General features: G+C 33.9%; 10 protein-coding genes. 5 read left to right on the top strand and 5 right to left on the bottom strand.

Annotated elements, in window-relative coordinates:
• Nucleotides 1-66 precede the first annotated feature (66 nt).
• Entirely contained in the window at nucleotides 67-1,218 is a 1,152-nt protein-coding gene (locus AWE51_RS05275; protein WP_066310461.1) for a PQQ-dependent sugar dehydrogenase, read from the bottom strand.
• A 77-nt stretch (nucleotides 1,219-1,295) separates the two neighbouring features.
• Nucleotides 1,296-1,736, bottom strand: coding sequence for an SRPBCC family protein (locus AWE51_RS05270; RefSeq protein WP_066310454.1), 441 nt, complete (start codon nucleotides 1,734-1,736; stop codon nucleotides 1,296-1,298).
• A 232-nt stretch (nucleotides 1,737-1,968) separates the two neighbouring features.
• Between AWE51_RS05270 and AWE51_RS05265 the strand changes: the two genes are divergently transcribed.
• The 4 genes from AWE51_RS05265 to AWE51_RS05250 all read left to right on the top strand — a co-directional run bounded on the left by AWE51_RS05265 (nucleotide 1,969) and on the right by AWE51_RS05250 (nucleotide 8,456).
• Nucleotides 1,969-4,803: a tetratricopeptide repeat protein gene (locus AWE51_RS05265; RefSeq protein ID WP_082832317.1), complete on the top strand. Its 2,835-nt coding sequence runs from the start codon at nucleotides 1,969-1,971 to the stop codon at nucleotides 4,801-4,803.
• A gap of 146 nt (nucleotides 4,804-4,949) precedes the next feature.
• A complete protein-coding gene (locus AWE51_RS05260; protein ID WP_066310450.1) occupies nucleotides 4,950-5,684 on the top strand; it encodes a hypothetical protein in 735 nt (244 codons plus the stop codon).
• 273 nt (nucleotides 5,685-5,957) lie between these two features.
• A complete protein-coding gene (locus AWE51_RS05255; protein WP_066310449.1) occupies nucleotides 5,958-7,364 on the top strand; it encodes an RICIN domain-containing protein in 1,407 nt (468 codons plus the stop codon).
• A 189-nt stretch (nucleotides 7,365-7,553) separates the two neighbouring features.
• Nucleotides 7,554-8,456 carry a hypothetical protein gene (locus AWE51_RS05250; protein ID WP_066310447.1) on the top strand — a complete coding sequence of 301 codons (903 nt, stop codon included), beginning with the start codon at nucleotides 7,554-7,556 and terminating at the stop codon, nucleotides 8,454-8,456.
• Between the two features lie 89 nt (nucleotides 8,457-8,545).
• Here AWE51_RS05250 and AWE51_RS05245 read toward each other — a convergent pair whose 3' ends face one another.
• A complete protein-coding gene (locus AWE51_RS05245) occupies nucleotides 8,546-9,319 on the bottom strand; it encodes an SGNH/GDSL hydrolase family protein (protein ID WP_066310444.1) in 774 nt (257 codons plus the stop codon).
• 183 nt (nucleotides 9,320-9,502) lie between these two features.
• Between AWE51_RS05245 and AWE51_RS05240 the strand changes: the two genes are divergently transcribed.
• Nucleotides 9,503-9,979, top strand: coding sequence for a hypothetical protein (locus AWE51_RS05240; protein WP_066310442.1), 477 nt, complete (start codon nucleotides 9,503-9,505; stop codon nucleotides 9,977-9,979).
• 45 nt (nucleotides 9,980-10,024) lie between these two features.
• On the opposite strand, the gene AWE51_RS05235 is transcribed toward AWE51_RS05240, so the two are convergent.
• A complete protein-coding gene (locus AWE51_RS05235; protein WP_066311005.1) occupies nucleotides 10,025-11,023 on the bottom strand; it encodes a PorP/SprF family type IX secretion system membrane protein in 999 nt (332 codons plus the stop codon).
• A gap of 35 nt (nucleotides 11,024-11,058) precedes the next feature.
• On the bottom strand, nucleotides 11,059-15,060 hold the full coding sequence (locus tag AWE51_RS05230) for a T9SS type B sorting domain-containing protein (protein WP_157766020.1): 4,002 nt from the start codon (nucleotides 15,058-15,060) through the stop codon (nucleotides 11,059-11,061).
• Nucleotides 15,061-15,223 lie beyond the last annotated feature (163 nt).

Here is a 15,223-nt window from a genome sequence, read left to right as displayed (position 1 = left end):
TTTTAACTCAGAGCTATATAAAGTTATATTCATAAACAAGCTTTAATGTTTTATTAAAACTAATTCTTACTCAATTTTATTGATCTCTATAATGCTATGTGTATTGCTGTTATCTTGATAAGAAGTACCGTTTGTGGCAATAAAAACGCGTCCAGAAGGAGAAATAGCGATATCTCTAAGACGCCCGTATTTACGATCAAAAAAGGTTTCTTCGTTTATAACCTCGGTACCATCGGCATTTAATGTAAGTGCAATAACTTGTTGTTCCTTTAATACAGTCATGACCAATTTATTTTTCCATTCAGGAATACGATCACTAGTATAATATATCAAATCCGACGGTGCAATTGTAGGTGTCCAGTTATATATTGATTCAACGGTTGTGGTAGTATTAGCAAAAGCTTCTTCATTGGGAGTATCGATTACTCCACGAATATCAGGCCAACCATAATTTTTACCAGCTTCAATTCGGTTTATTTCGTCATCAGAGCTGGGTCCGTGTTCGGATATATACAAACTACCATTAGGATGAAGGACTAGGCCCTGAGCATTTCTATGGCCATAACTGTAGACATAACTACCTGGCGTTGGATTATCATTTGGGATACTACCATCTAAGTTTAATCTAAGGATCTTACCTGCCAAGGAGCTCATGTCTTGAGAAGAGTTCGCACTACCGGCATCTCCAGTGGTCATGATTAAATGTTCATCTGGCGTAATAAGTAGGCGAGAACCATTATGAATAGAATTTGCAGGAATATTATCCAACAATGTCGTTTCGTTAGAAAGCGCATTGTTTTCAAATCGATATCGAACTAATCTTTCTAGCAAACCGCTTGTGCCGTTATCATATGTATATACTACATAAACAAACGGATTAGTATTAAAATCCGGATGATGTACCATTCCTAATAAACCACTTTCCTGTACTTGAGCGACACTTGTAATTTCCATTACTTCGGTTTGTTTTCCAGAATCGGGATCGATACGACTAATCTTTCCATTTCGTTCTGTTACCCATAAAAAATCGTCAGGTCCCCAAATAAGTTCCCAAGGAACATTTAATGTGTTTATTAATGTGGTAACTGCTTCTACAGGTTCACCACCACCATCTGGGTCTGGGTCTGGATCGGGGTTTGTGCTATTGTCACTATCAGAACAATAAAATAATAGTGATGATATAAATATAATCCCAGTTATTTTAAATATTTTCTTCATGATGCGCTATTTGGTTACGTGAAACTATCTTATAATAACTCAATAGTCTATGAATTTATTTCATAAGAAACCTTGTTTTATTGTTGCTCTGCGAGGGTCTTAAAATTTTTCATCCACCGTTCACCTGGTTTGCGATACATACTAGGAAATAGAATAGCAATGAGTTTGGGCATTACCCAATTAATCCGAGTATATTCAACTTCAGTTTCATACCTCGTTTGTTCATCACTTAAAGCAGTAAATGTTGTTTTCATAGTATTATCCATATGTTTATGGTGATAGAAAGCTTCAAAAGTATGGGGTAAACGATTGGCAATAATGGTTTCTGTTAGTTCCATCTCATGTTTATCACTTTTATAGTACAATTTAGAAACAGTACCATCTTGTCCTTCAGTTCCTTTTATCAATTCTTTTTTCTGAAACCCATCCTGATATTTTACAAGATTTTTAGAATCAGCAAAAAGAGCAGTAACAATTGCCAAGGGTTGATTAATATCTATAGATCCTTTATATTTCATGATAAAGCGATTTACTATTCTATTGCTTAAAATACGGATTTTTAATGTAACTACAATTTTAAAGAATAAAGGACCTCTTTATTTTTATAGATATGATTATACAGTTATCCAATAAAAAAGTAAAATTCTAAATTAGTTCTGCTAGACTATACTTGTTTAGACATATCCTTTTGTCTAAATTTATATGATATAAATAAAGAATGGATTCTTAATTATTTGATACTATTTTCTTATGAAACAAATCCTTTTCTCAATATTTTTGGTATCTCATTCCATATTATTTTCCCAATCAGAAATTGATAGTCTTCTTAATTCGTTATCAACTATGAAAGAAGATACCACAAAAGTAAACAAGTATCTTACCCTATGGGAAAAGTATAAAAGAATAGATCAAAATAGCGCATTAAATTTTGCAATTGAAGCAGAAAAACTATCTAAAAAACTAAAATTTAAAGATGGTCTAGGTGAAGCAAAATATAGAAGAGGTGTAATCTTGAGAGATAAAGGACTAAATGTCGAATCACAGAAGTATTTAGAGGAAGCCTTATCTATATTTTCAGAACTAGATGATCTTCGTACAATAGGTTTTGTGAAAATAGATTTAGGTAAACTTAAGCAAAATCAATCTAAGCATAAAGAAGCATTATCCCTTTATTTAGAAGTTCTTCCGATAGCAAAAAAAAATAACGATAAAAATACAGAGGCGAGAATATACAATTACATTGCGGCCATTTATGCGACTCAAAAACAATATGTCGAGGGAATTAAAAATTATGAACATGCTCTTAAATTAGTAAGAGAAATTAATCATTTACCAGGTATTTCGGCTTGTCTGCTAAATTTAGGGACTGTATACGCTACTATTTTAGAAAATGATAAAGCATTACCTTATTTTAAGGAGTCTTTGGAAATAAAAGAAAGCATAGGAGATAAATTAGGTGCGAGTAGAATTTGGTATAAACTTGCAATGATTTATCTCGAAAAAAAACAATACAATCTAGCAGAAAATAACATTAAAAAAGCCTATGATTTAGTGATTGCGGTAGACCATCCTAACCATTTTTTTGATGTGCAATATGGTATGGCTTTGATTTTCTTAGAAAAAGGAGAGCACAATAGAAGTATTGACATTGCAAAAAAGATTTTATCTAATGCCAAAGCTTCAAAATACACAACACTTTCTATACGAGTTCATAGACTATTACACAAAGCATATAATCAAAAAAAAGAATACGAAAAGGCATACAATTATGCTCTAAAAGTAATTGCTATATCAGATAGTTTATATAATCAAAATATACTTTCTGTTACGAATGATATGGAAGCCAAATATCAAAATGAACAAAAAGCTACAGAAATTGCTTTGTTAGCCTCAGAAAATAAATCAAAAACAATCACTCTTGCAAAACAAAAGAATGAACGTAATGCGATTATTGCTTTTTCTATTATAATACTACTATTGGCTATGTTACTCTTTAGTCAATATCGTCTTAAACAAAAAAGTAACGATAAATTAAAAGAATTAGATCGTTTAAAATCGAATTTTTTTGCTAATATTTCTCATGAGTTTCGAACACCTTTAACACTTATAAAAGGACCCATAGAAAAATTAGAAAAGGATCCTAATACACCATTAAGTATTGAAAGCGTTAAAATGATAAAGCGTAACTCAAATCGATTGCTAAACTTAGTAAATCAATTGTTAGAACTTTCTAAACTAGACGCCGGTAGTTTGAAACTGGAGCTTAAAGAAGGTAATGTTTACAAATGTTTACGCGTTGCAGCTACATCGTTTGATTCTCATGCTGAACAGCGAAATATCTATTTTAAAATAAGTATTCCTGATACTGTTTTATGGGCATTATTTGATAGAGATAAACTCGAAAAAATTATCTACAACCTTTTAAGCAATGCGTTTAAATTTAGTGAGGATAGTTCGGTAATTATCTGCAAAGTAGATTGTATAGATACATCTTTACGAATAGAAGTAATCGATTCTGGTTGTGGTATTGCTAAAGAGAATATACCTTTCATATTTGATCGATTTTATCAAGTAGATAGCAGTACAACCAAAGAAAGAGAAGGATCGGGGATAGGGTTATCATTATCCAAAGACCTAGTTACTTTAATGGGTGGAACTATACTATGTACAAGTGAAATTAATCAAGGGTCTTGCTTTACCGTAACTATTCCTATTCATGAAATTAAAGTGAAAACAAAAATAGATGTAACATCATCAAATGAGATGATCATTACTGATACTAAGATCGAGACATTTGAATTTCACAAACATGATAGTAGAGATATCCCTACAATTCTTGTCATAGAAGATAATTTGGATATGAATGAGTTTATTACACAAGAACTTATTAAGAAATATAAAATTGTACAAGCTACAAATGGCAAAGATGGTTGGCAAAAAGCATTATCTAACCCTCCTGATCTTATTATTACGGACTTAATGATGCCTGGGATCGATGGTATAGAATTATGTGCAAAAGTAAAAACAGAGATACATACAAGTCATATACCTGTAATTATGCTTACCGCAAAAGCAGGATTAGATAATAAAATTGAAGGGCTTGAGACCGGGGCTGATGATTACTTAACAAAACCTTTTGATGTGCATGAATTACAAACCCGAGTAGATAACCTAATTAAACAACGTCAAAAATTAAGACATCTTTTTAGAAATACAACAACGCAGATAGATCCTAAAAAAATAACAGTTACTTCTTTAGATCAGAAATTTTTAGAAGAAGTATTATCTCTATTTGAGGCTAATTTTTCGGATCCAAGTTTTGGTGTTCCCGAAATGCAAAAGGCTTTAGGAATGAGTAAAACTCAGCTGCATTCTAAATTGAAAGCACTTACAAACGAATCTCCAGGGCAATTACTTCGTAATTTCCGCCTTAAAATTGCAGAGCAATTATTATCCCAAAAAGAAGATAATATAACTCAGATTGCGTACAAGGTTGGATTTAACAATCTATCCTATTTTGCTAAATGTTTTAAAGAACGTTACGCTGTTGTTCCTTCAGCATATTATATACATAAAACAAAATAAAACGAATTAATTCTTTAGTAATTAGTGAATTAATTGGTGATTTAGAACTATGTTGTTACAATTTAGAACTCTAGTTGTAGTATAAAGAGTAACAAGATACTAGCTTTGAAGTAAGAAAAAACAAATCAACTTAAATTCTAAATTTTATGTCAATTTTAATATCTCTTAAATCTTCTTTGATAGTACTAACTCTAATTCTCTTAGTTTCTATATTTATATATTCACGAATAAGAAATGCAAAGAAGAAAAAAAACAGAAATACTAATTTCGGAAATGATACCTTGGATTATGATGAAAGCAAGTTTGAACTTATATCTCCCCAAATTCACAATTATCATAATGCTAATGATACTAATGGAGCTGATAAATGGAATAGTGATATAGCCACCTATTTAAAAAATAATGACCTGCAAATACCTGGAACAATATACGAATGGTTTTATAGAATTGCCATTGGTACAGGTGATAAACCAAATGGTGAGAGTAGAGATAATATCAATGCATTTATAAGTTTAAACACAAATAAAGGTACAATATATCACAAAATCAATCTTGAGAACACACATCGAAAGGGAATAGATAATTACTTTATTAAAGTACTATCTGTAGATAAAATAGAATGGGTAGAAATAAAAAGTGCTTTCTTTAAGATAGATGGGGATATAAGGCATCCTGATGACTGGTTTATGGAATCTGTAGATATTTCATTATGCCCATTAGATCAAACACAATCTACTGATAAAAATAGTTACTCTTACATAAAATTAAAACCAAATACATGGTTAGCAGATCAAAGTGATACCATACCCAATAGATATCATACAGGTAACGTTGGTAAGGGTAGATTAACTTTTGTAAATGGTCAGTTTTTCCCTTTGTAAATCATTAATATAAAAGAAGGGATTTTAATATTCCTTTTGAAATTTTAAAATTCTATCCTTGAAACAAAAGCGATAGTGATCAACTATGCATATGTTTTCCTGAAATAATATGGCTTAAATTCTATACACAGTACCCATTTACATTACCCATTAGTATCTAACATAGTAGCCTATTGACTATCATGCTATAGTTAGTGTTGCAAAATAATTAATCAATAAATAAAAGAACTCAAGATGAGTTGAAATATGTACTAATAATCTAAATCAAATATTATGATAAAAATATCTTTAGAAAAAATCAAATGTAATGAGGAAACCAATGAGGTAGGATCAGATGAACCTTATGTTTTAGTAACAGCCGTAGATTATTCAACTACACCTCCTGCTTTTGAAGTAGTTAGATATGGTCCATTTAACGATGTAGATCAAGGAGAAACCCATAAAGTATTGCCTAATTCACCAGTTTTTTGGGGTTTAAATAATAAGGAAGCACAACTTACAAATTCAAACGATGCTGTTTTTATAGTAGCATTGATGGAAAATGATGATGGAGATGCAGAGACTTTGCGGGGAATTGTAAAAGGAATTGTTGCTTCATCTGTCTTAGGAAGCCTTAACTTTAGTCGAGCAGAGAGAGTTTCTAAACTCATAAATGATATTAATTCGGCGACAGGAACACCTACAGGTGCTCCAAATTTTGATGATAGGGTGGGCAAACCTAAAGAATTACGTTTTACAAATCAAGAATTACTATTAGCACACAGTATTTTTAGTATTAAAAAAGAAATGATATTTGTAGGAGATGGAGGGGTATACACATTAACCTTTGAGGCACAAAACCCAAAGAGTGCTATTGGAAATAGAAGTGGATTTAAAATTATACAAGCCAGTAGTAATCGATTTTTTGATGCTCATACATCAGCAGCTAACGATTTTTCTTTAGTCACTCGTACGGCGCAAAACAATAACACACAACTTTGGGGATTAAAATTAGTAGGTGCTGTATATACCATTCAGCAAAAAAGTAATGGTAGATTTATAGATGCCCATGTATCATCAAATAACGATTTTTCTGTCGTTACCCGTACCGCTCAAAATAATGATACGCAACGATGGGTGATTATGCCAAGTACAAATGGTACATCAACTATACAACAATTATATAATGGCCGATTTATAGATGCTCATACATCAGCAGCTAACGATTTTTCTTTAGTCACTCGTACCGCACAAAATAATGATACACAACGGTGGGTCATAAGAAATATAGGTAGTAACAACTATACTATAAAACAAAAAAGTAGTAACAGATTTGTAGATGGGCATGAAGCATCTAGTCATGATTTTTCTGTAGTAACACGCACCGCACAGAGTAACAATACACAACGTTGGATCCTAACTCAAGTAGGAGGTGTATATACTATTCGACAAAAAGCTAATGGGCGGTATGTGGATGCTCATGTATCATCAAACAATGATTTTTCTGTGGTAACACGCACCGCTCAGAATAATGATACACAACGATGGGTAATTATACCAAATATAAATGGTACATCAACTATACAACAATTGTATAATGGTAGGTTTGTAGATGCTCATGTCGTATCTAGTAAAGACTTTTCTATAGTCACACGTACAGCACAAAATAACGATACCCAAAGATGGATTATTACCATATAAAAACTTGGTATTGTAATTAAGACATCTCTCTTCTCGGTGTGGTGTAACAATTATTACATTTTTCAAAAACATATAAAACTATACTGTTTGAGGTTAACCACTCTTAAAACAGAGTTTGTTTTGTTAACAATAACCAGTAACATTTAATTATAACTAATATCAATTCTTTAAATCCAAAAAACAGAAATCATGAAAAAATTATCAATCGCATTATTACACTTTATACTTTTGACAGTAATCATCTCTTGTGAAAAAGATTCTATCGAAAATCAAGAACTTTACGAGTTTAAAAAAGCAAAGGAATCTATAAGTATATCAAATACAATAAAAGCTAATACGGGAAACATATTTGGCGTAAGTCTTAATAAGAAAGATATTTTCAGATACAATAACTCACCTAATAATTGGTCTAAAATTGGCGGAGCTGGTGCAGACTGGGTATGGGCAAATGGGAAATTATATGGGTTGTCATCAAACAAAAGTGGTGTATATGAATATACCGGAGTAGGGCAAAATTGGCGTAAAATAGGTGGACCCGCCAGTAGAATATTTGGAGGTAACTTTTTACTCGCTACAAACCCAAATACTGGCGATATTTATCAATTTAAGAATAACAATTGGTCCAAAATCGGGGGAGCTGGTGCCGATTGGGTTTGGGCTAACGGAAAATTGTATGGACTATCATCTAACAAAAGCGCAGTATATGAATATACTGGATTAGGACAAAACTGGAATAGAGTCGGAGGACCGGCTAGCAGAATATTTGGAGGTGATTTTTTACTTGCTACAAATCCTAATTCTGGGGATATCTATCAATTTAAGAATACTAATTGGACAAAAATTGGTGGACCTGGTGCTGATTGGGTTTGGGCAAATGGAAAACTGTATGGATTATCATCTAATAGAAATGCCGTATATGAATATACTGGTGTAGGTCAAAATTGGAATAGAGTTGGAGGAGCTGCAAGAAGAATATATGGAGGAGTTGTTCTTTGTGCCACAAACCCAAGTTCTGGGGATATCTATCAATTTAAGAATAATGTATGGGCTAAAATTGGAGGGCCAGGAAATAAGTTTATTATAAGAAGATAATTTCTTAGATACTATTAAATCAAAAGGCTGTTTTTTAAAAGACAGTCTTTTTTTATTTAAACAGTTATTATAAGATATACCAATAACGATTAATTGCGGGGTATGACTATTTTCTTAACCACTTCTGTAAAAAATGTAATATCTAAATTATCAAGATACATTAAGTACACCGATTCTCCTTGACTATCATTTGTACTGTATATTCTAGAGAGTGACCCAGGCATCTCTCCTGTAATAGTAGTAGCAAAGGTATAGGCAGATAAAAAAGCACCTAACCTAGAAGGGTGAGTGCCATCAGCATCATACAATTTAATAGTTGGTCGCAATTGCTTCGCTAACTCCCAAGCGCGACCTACAGGAACAATTGTAGCTTCATTTGCAGTAGCTACTTCTTCATATACTTTAGCAATGGTTTCTTGATGTTGCGGAACTTTTTCTCTTGCCCAGGTTTGATATAAATAGGGTTTAGCACCCTTATCTTTAATTAAATCACAAAACAGTTTGGCGTATTTACGAATGCTATCAGATTCATATATCGTCCCTAAGCTCCATTCTTGAAGTACTACAATATCAAATTTATTTTTTTTGATGATCTCTTTCGTTTTTAACCCCCTGTTACCAAGCCAGTGATCTCTTAATTTCGCACCACCAATAACACTTTTCTTAGTAATTAGTTTTGTTTGTAAACTATCCGAAATTATAGATGTGATTTGCGGTATGTTTTCTACATATGTATAACTATTTCCAACAAATAATACTTTAAGTGTCTTTTTTTTGCTTTGTGCCAGTACTGATGAACCAAAACTCAAAAATACTAGTAGTAGGGTGGTAAATATAGAGTTAGATAAGTGACGTATTTTCATTTGTATTTTGATTTGTCTTAATAAAGATAATGTTTGAAATAGCTTAATGTGAGCGTTATAAATATAATACTAATTTTTAGTCGTAAAGAGGTTCCAAAAAAAACAAAAGATTTGCAATACTAACGCAACCTTTTTTAAGGTACATAATCTATATAATATATTGATCGTATTAAAATATACATGATGAGAAAACTTGCTATCTATATATTCATCTTATATTCCTTCTTAAACTGCGGAAATGATAGCACTAAGGATACCTTAGTATCAAATGGAAATATACTAAATGGAAATAGCCGAGATTGTAAAAACATTATTGTAAACGAGTCTTTGTATAGTGCGGCTTTAGTAGATGATTTTAAAATCAATAAAGCCTTAATTGAAGATGATTTTTTAAAACTGGATGTACAGTACGGGGGAGGTTGCGGAACCACAAATTTTGAACTTCTTACGACACATTTGTTTTTAGAATCTGATCCTGTTCAATTAGAGGTAATCGTATCATTTGAGGATAATGATTCTTGCGAAGCTTTAATACAAGAACAAGTTTGTTTTGATCTTTCAGCACTTGCAAAAATTTATAAAGATAGCTATCAAACTAACAGCGGGACTATTATTCTTAGATTTGGTTCCAAAAACTCAAATTTAAGGTATGATTTTTAAAGTCTAAATTATATACTTATTTATTATCAAAATAAGATGTCAAATCTAATTCACAGCAGGACAGTAACAAGCATATCGTTTTTTTCTACAAGAGAAATCAATTCCTAAAGTTATTTGATGAAAGCCTCCGTTATTAAAAGTCACAGGGTTCGATTGATAAGAATAAGTATAGGCAAAAACATACTTGCCATAGTTAACTCCGACAAAAGGAGTGATATAATTTAGTTTTTGTGTTTTCAGTTCAGCACCATCTACAAAATCAATATCATCAAGACTCGTTCTATACGATAGACCTCCCCAGATTTTACCCACACTTACATTGCGATAAAATTTAATATTGAAATCAACAGAGGATTGTTTCACTCCATCTCTATAAGAATAGAGCAAAGAGGGTTCAAAAGACCAGTCTTTATTTCCTCTTTCAAAAACATAACCTACAGACACCAATAAATTTCTGAGGTTAGTTGCGGGTTGTAAATCAGAATTAATCCCAGAGTTTTCTAGAACGTTTTTCATTGTTACATGTGTATAGAAATTATAGAGGTTGTATGACATACCAAAGTCTATATTAAATTCTGCGGAACTTAAGGAACCACTTGATATTAGCGGGTCTCCGTTAGGAATAAAACTACTTTGGTCAAGTCTATACTGTATTACTCCGGCACTTAAGCCAAAGGATAACATATTTAAATCTACTTCACTTCTCGAAAACATCAAATGATGTGCATATGTGAGATAACCTCCTGTTTGAGAAAAGAATCCGTTTTTATCGTTGTATGCTGTTGCCCCTATAGCAGATTGATCATTTATTCTACCATTATATGCTGCCGTAAAAAGCCCAGGAGTATCTTCTTCGCCAACCCAATTTCTTCTGCCTGTTAAGCGTACCTGAGAACACTGTGATGCTCCGGCCATAGAGGGGTGAATAAGATAATAGTTATCTGTAAGGTAATCTGAGTATATAGGTAATCCCTCTTGGGCATAATTACTATGTATAGATACTACTATAAATATACCGATAAGGAGAATGTCTTTAATTTTCATGTGAATACTATTGATATAAAATATTGATGCCACAGTTATCTTTTTAATGTGAAATGACTGCGGTAGGTCTGTGATCCATCTTCGAGTTGAGCAGTAAACCAATAATCTGTAGAGGGTAGTACTTCTCCGTTATAAATTCCATCCCATCCACTACCTTTTGGGTCGAGTTGTTTTAAAAGCTTTCCGTATCTATCGAATATGTAAATAATCATTTCAGGTAAGTTCTCGTCTGCTATCACATTCCATGTGTCATTAAAGCCATCATTATTTGGGGTAAAGAAATTTGGAAAACCAATAACAAAGATATCTTCAGTAAGGGTTCCACAACCGTTTACATCTCTTACAATTACTTGATGAAGACCCAAGGCAACATTTCTAAATACATTATCAGATTGAAATGATCCATTGTCTAAACTAAATTCATGAGCGCCGTCACCAACAACAGTGGCGATAATGTCATTACTCTCTGCAAAAGAACCGGAGGACAATGATAATTCAAGACTTTGAGGGCCTCTAGATGCGTTTATAGTAACACTGGCTGTATCAGAACATGTAGAAACAATATCCGTGTAGGTAACCGTATATGTGCCTGGCAATAGTGTTTCTATTCCCGATGATGTTTGTCCGGGAATTATGGTTCCTTCAAAACTCCACACAAATGTGAAATCAGATGGGTCTAAAAAGGTATCTATAAAAGGAAAATCATTATCAGGTCTAGGAATTCCGTTTTCTGTTACGCATATTACATTTTCATTAGCTAATTCTACTTGAGGAGCAGTTACAATATCAAAAGATACATTAATACGATCGCTAGGACACTTTTCTGTAGTATCAAAAGCTTCTACACTGTAGGTATAATTTCCAACGGCAGTCTCAGTAGGAGTATAGGTAGTTGTATTTTCTGCTAGTAATGTGCCGTCAGGAGCGTACCAATTTGCGGTTTGTCCAGTTAACACTGTCACAGATAATGCAGGATTAGGGCTACCTACACATATTCTTTGATTTGTTGGGCTTGTAGGTTCTGCAATATCTGGACAAGTGCAATCAGGGGCAATTATATCTAAAATATCTTCACATGTAGTATTAGCTGGATTACTAGCGGTGATACTAAAATTTGTACCTGCTGCTATATCCGTAATCCTAGCATTTGCAGCATCTATCGTACCTGCGCTAGGAGGATCAATAGTAATAGTCCAAGTTCCGTTTGTAATAAAAGAAACAGAATAACTATCGCGATCATCAGAACAAGTAGTGCCATCAAAAGCAAGATTGGGAGTAGTTTCTATTGCAACTGTAATGACTGCAGAATCTGGCGTAGGACAGGTTGTTGTAGATACAGTGTAGGTATAATCACCAGCAAGTGTTGTAGGGTCAGACGGATCTATAGTACCTCGATCTGTTGTTCCAAAAGGATTACCGTTAGGATCAGTCCATGAACCTCCCACATCTGGGGTAGTTCCTAAACTATCAAAGAGATCAGAAGTACTATCGGTAGAACAAAAAGAAACTGTATCATCATCACCCGCATTTGCTCCCGTATTAATGGTAACTTCTACGTCTACACTTTGACTACATCCCGTAACACCCAGTGTATAGGTATATGTACCTGATAACGCTCCCATTACTGAAGGGTCTAAAACACCTTGATCTGTTGTTCCAAAAGGATCTCCATTAGGATCTGTCCATGATCCCCCTGGATCTGGTGTTCCTCCAATTCTTGTAAATAAACTAGTAGGTGCTGCGGATATACAGGTATTTAAGGTACCGTCTGTTCCAGACACAGGAACATTTACTATCGACACGGTCACTTCTCCTTTTCTAGGAGGACATGCTCCTATGATGGGTAGAGTATAGGTATATACTCCCGCAACATTGGTTGTTGCACTAAAAGTACCTAACTCTCCACCTGTCAATGCACTTGGTCCTGTCCATGTACCACCAGGTATAGCAGCCAGTTCAAGACTATCAAATAGATTAATAGTAGGAATTCCGCTAGCACAACCACCTGCGGTTTTCTTTTCATCTATTTCTGTAAATGCTTCTCTAAAATCTACATCGTTACCTGGGGGATCGGGAGTGTTTGGGTTATGATTATCAGGTAGATCGGTTGGTAATTCACCACCATCAGTAGGATTTGTTACTGCCGTTGTCGCATCAAGGGGTACCGTATCAAAGGCATTATCTAAACCGTCATTATCTGTATCGCCTCCGGCAGGAACAATATCGGCAATACCATCTTGGTTAAGGTCATGAGCTTCAATGGTATCACTTAAACAATCATCATCAGAGTTTACGTCTAAATAATCTGGTATTGTATCTGCATCAGTATCTACTGGTGATATAGCACCAGTACCCTCATAAGCATCATCAACACCGTTTTTATCAAAGTCATTTCCGCTAGGCGCAATATATGTAGCTGTAGGCTGTCCTTCCATATTGTCTTGTATACCATCATTATCAGAATCGATATCGAGATAATCAGGTACTGTGTCTGTATCACTATTTATGGGCGTTAATTTACCAGCTACGGCAAGTGGTACACCATTTGCATCAACACCAACATCTGCTATTCCGTCTCCATCGGTATCTATAATTCCATCTACGATTCCGTCATTATTTGCATCTAAATCTCCACGACCAGCTTCTACAATATCAAAAATACCATCATTATCACTATCAAGGTCAAGGAAATTTGGAACTTCATCTCTATCAGTATCGCACTCTAGGGGAGCAAAACGAATATTATCAATTCCCATATCATTACCATTAGAACCTTGAAGCTGTTGATTTCGTATTCGTAAGGTTAGAAATGTATTGGTAGGCACCGTAATCTTATCTAGTAAAGTTCTCCAAATATCATCATTGGCCACGCCTAATGCTGCAGAAGTGGTAGTTAATATAGTGGCGCCACTATTTTGATCTATTATTTCGAGATCTAGTGCAGGGACATGTGCACAACCTTGATCACATAGACCTACCATATCAATTCTAAAGTTATATTCTATTCCGGCAGAAATGGGAATATCTTTTAATTCATATAAAACTTGATTTCCAAAGTTAGATGCAATGTTGACTGCTAAAAATCTTCCATTGGTATCACCTCCTCCGTCAGAATGGGGTATTGGATTTTGATCTGTAGTTACAAACCATACATCAAAATTAGCCGAGTTAAACATGTATAAAGATGTAGCTACGTTATAGAAACCATCATCTGGCCAGTTTGGGTTATGTTGATGTCCTATAATATTAGGATCTGTTGTAGGGGTATCTCCTGTACCGAAATCGATATCTACTACAGGGCTTGATTCTGTTAAGGTAGCGGGTGTACAAGCAGCGTTTTCATCTGCATCCAGTATTCCGTCATTGTCATCATCAAGGTCAGTAGCATTGGGAACACCGTCATTATCAAAATCATCATTAAAACATTCTTTAACCACCACACGAGATTCACTATCAGAACATGGGGAAGTAGCAGATACCAGGTATCTATATACTCCAGGTGCATCGGTACCAATAGTAAAAGTACCTCTATCTCCATTGGCTAAAGGGGGATCCCAAGTACCTCCTGTATCAGGGCCACCTTGTAACAAAGTAAAAAGATCAACATCTCCGGTTTTATTACAAAGAAGAAGACTTCCTTCGGTACCAGGATTAGCGGGTTGTTGTACAATAATATCTATAGTCTCTGATAAATTACCGCCAGTACCGCCAAAAGCTTCTACTCTAATAGTTGTATTTGTAAGTAATCTATCGGCTCCAGTAAATTGATGAAAAGTACCTGCATTACCATTTTCACCTTTTATAAACTGACCAGTGGTTACATTAGTCCAATTATATCCAGTAGCTCCATTGGGTGGGGTAATATCTAAGTTAACCTGAATGACATCTCCTCTACAAATCGTATTTGAAGGCGCATCAGAGCTTAATGTTAAAGTCTGTGCAAATAATCCTTTTGACATAGCCAATAGGAAGACTAATATCAAGTATGTTTTTGTGTTCACTATAGTTTGAGTTTGTGTGAGTTTTACTCTTTTCACCTTTTCTTATGTTAGAATAGATTCAATTAAATAAGCCCTTTGAGATCATATTCTATTTATAAAAACAACTAAAACATCAAATATCCTTTTAGAAACTACAAGTATTTTTAATTATATCATTTAAGGGTAAATGATCTTGCGTAAATAATCATGAAAAAATCAG

Origin of the sequence: Aquimarina aggregata (assembly GCF_001632745.1) — a bacterium.
Taxonomy (GTDB): Bacteria; Bacteroidota; Bacteroidia; order Flavobacteriales; family Flavobacteriaceae; genus Aquimarina; species Aquimarina aggregata.
This window is presented reverse-complemented; position numbering and strand designations above follow the sequence as displayed.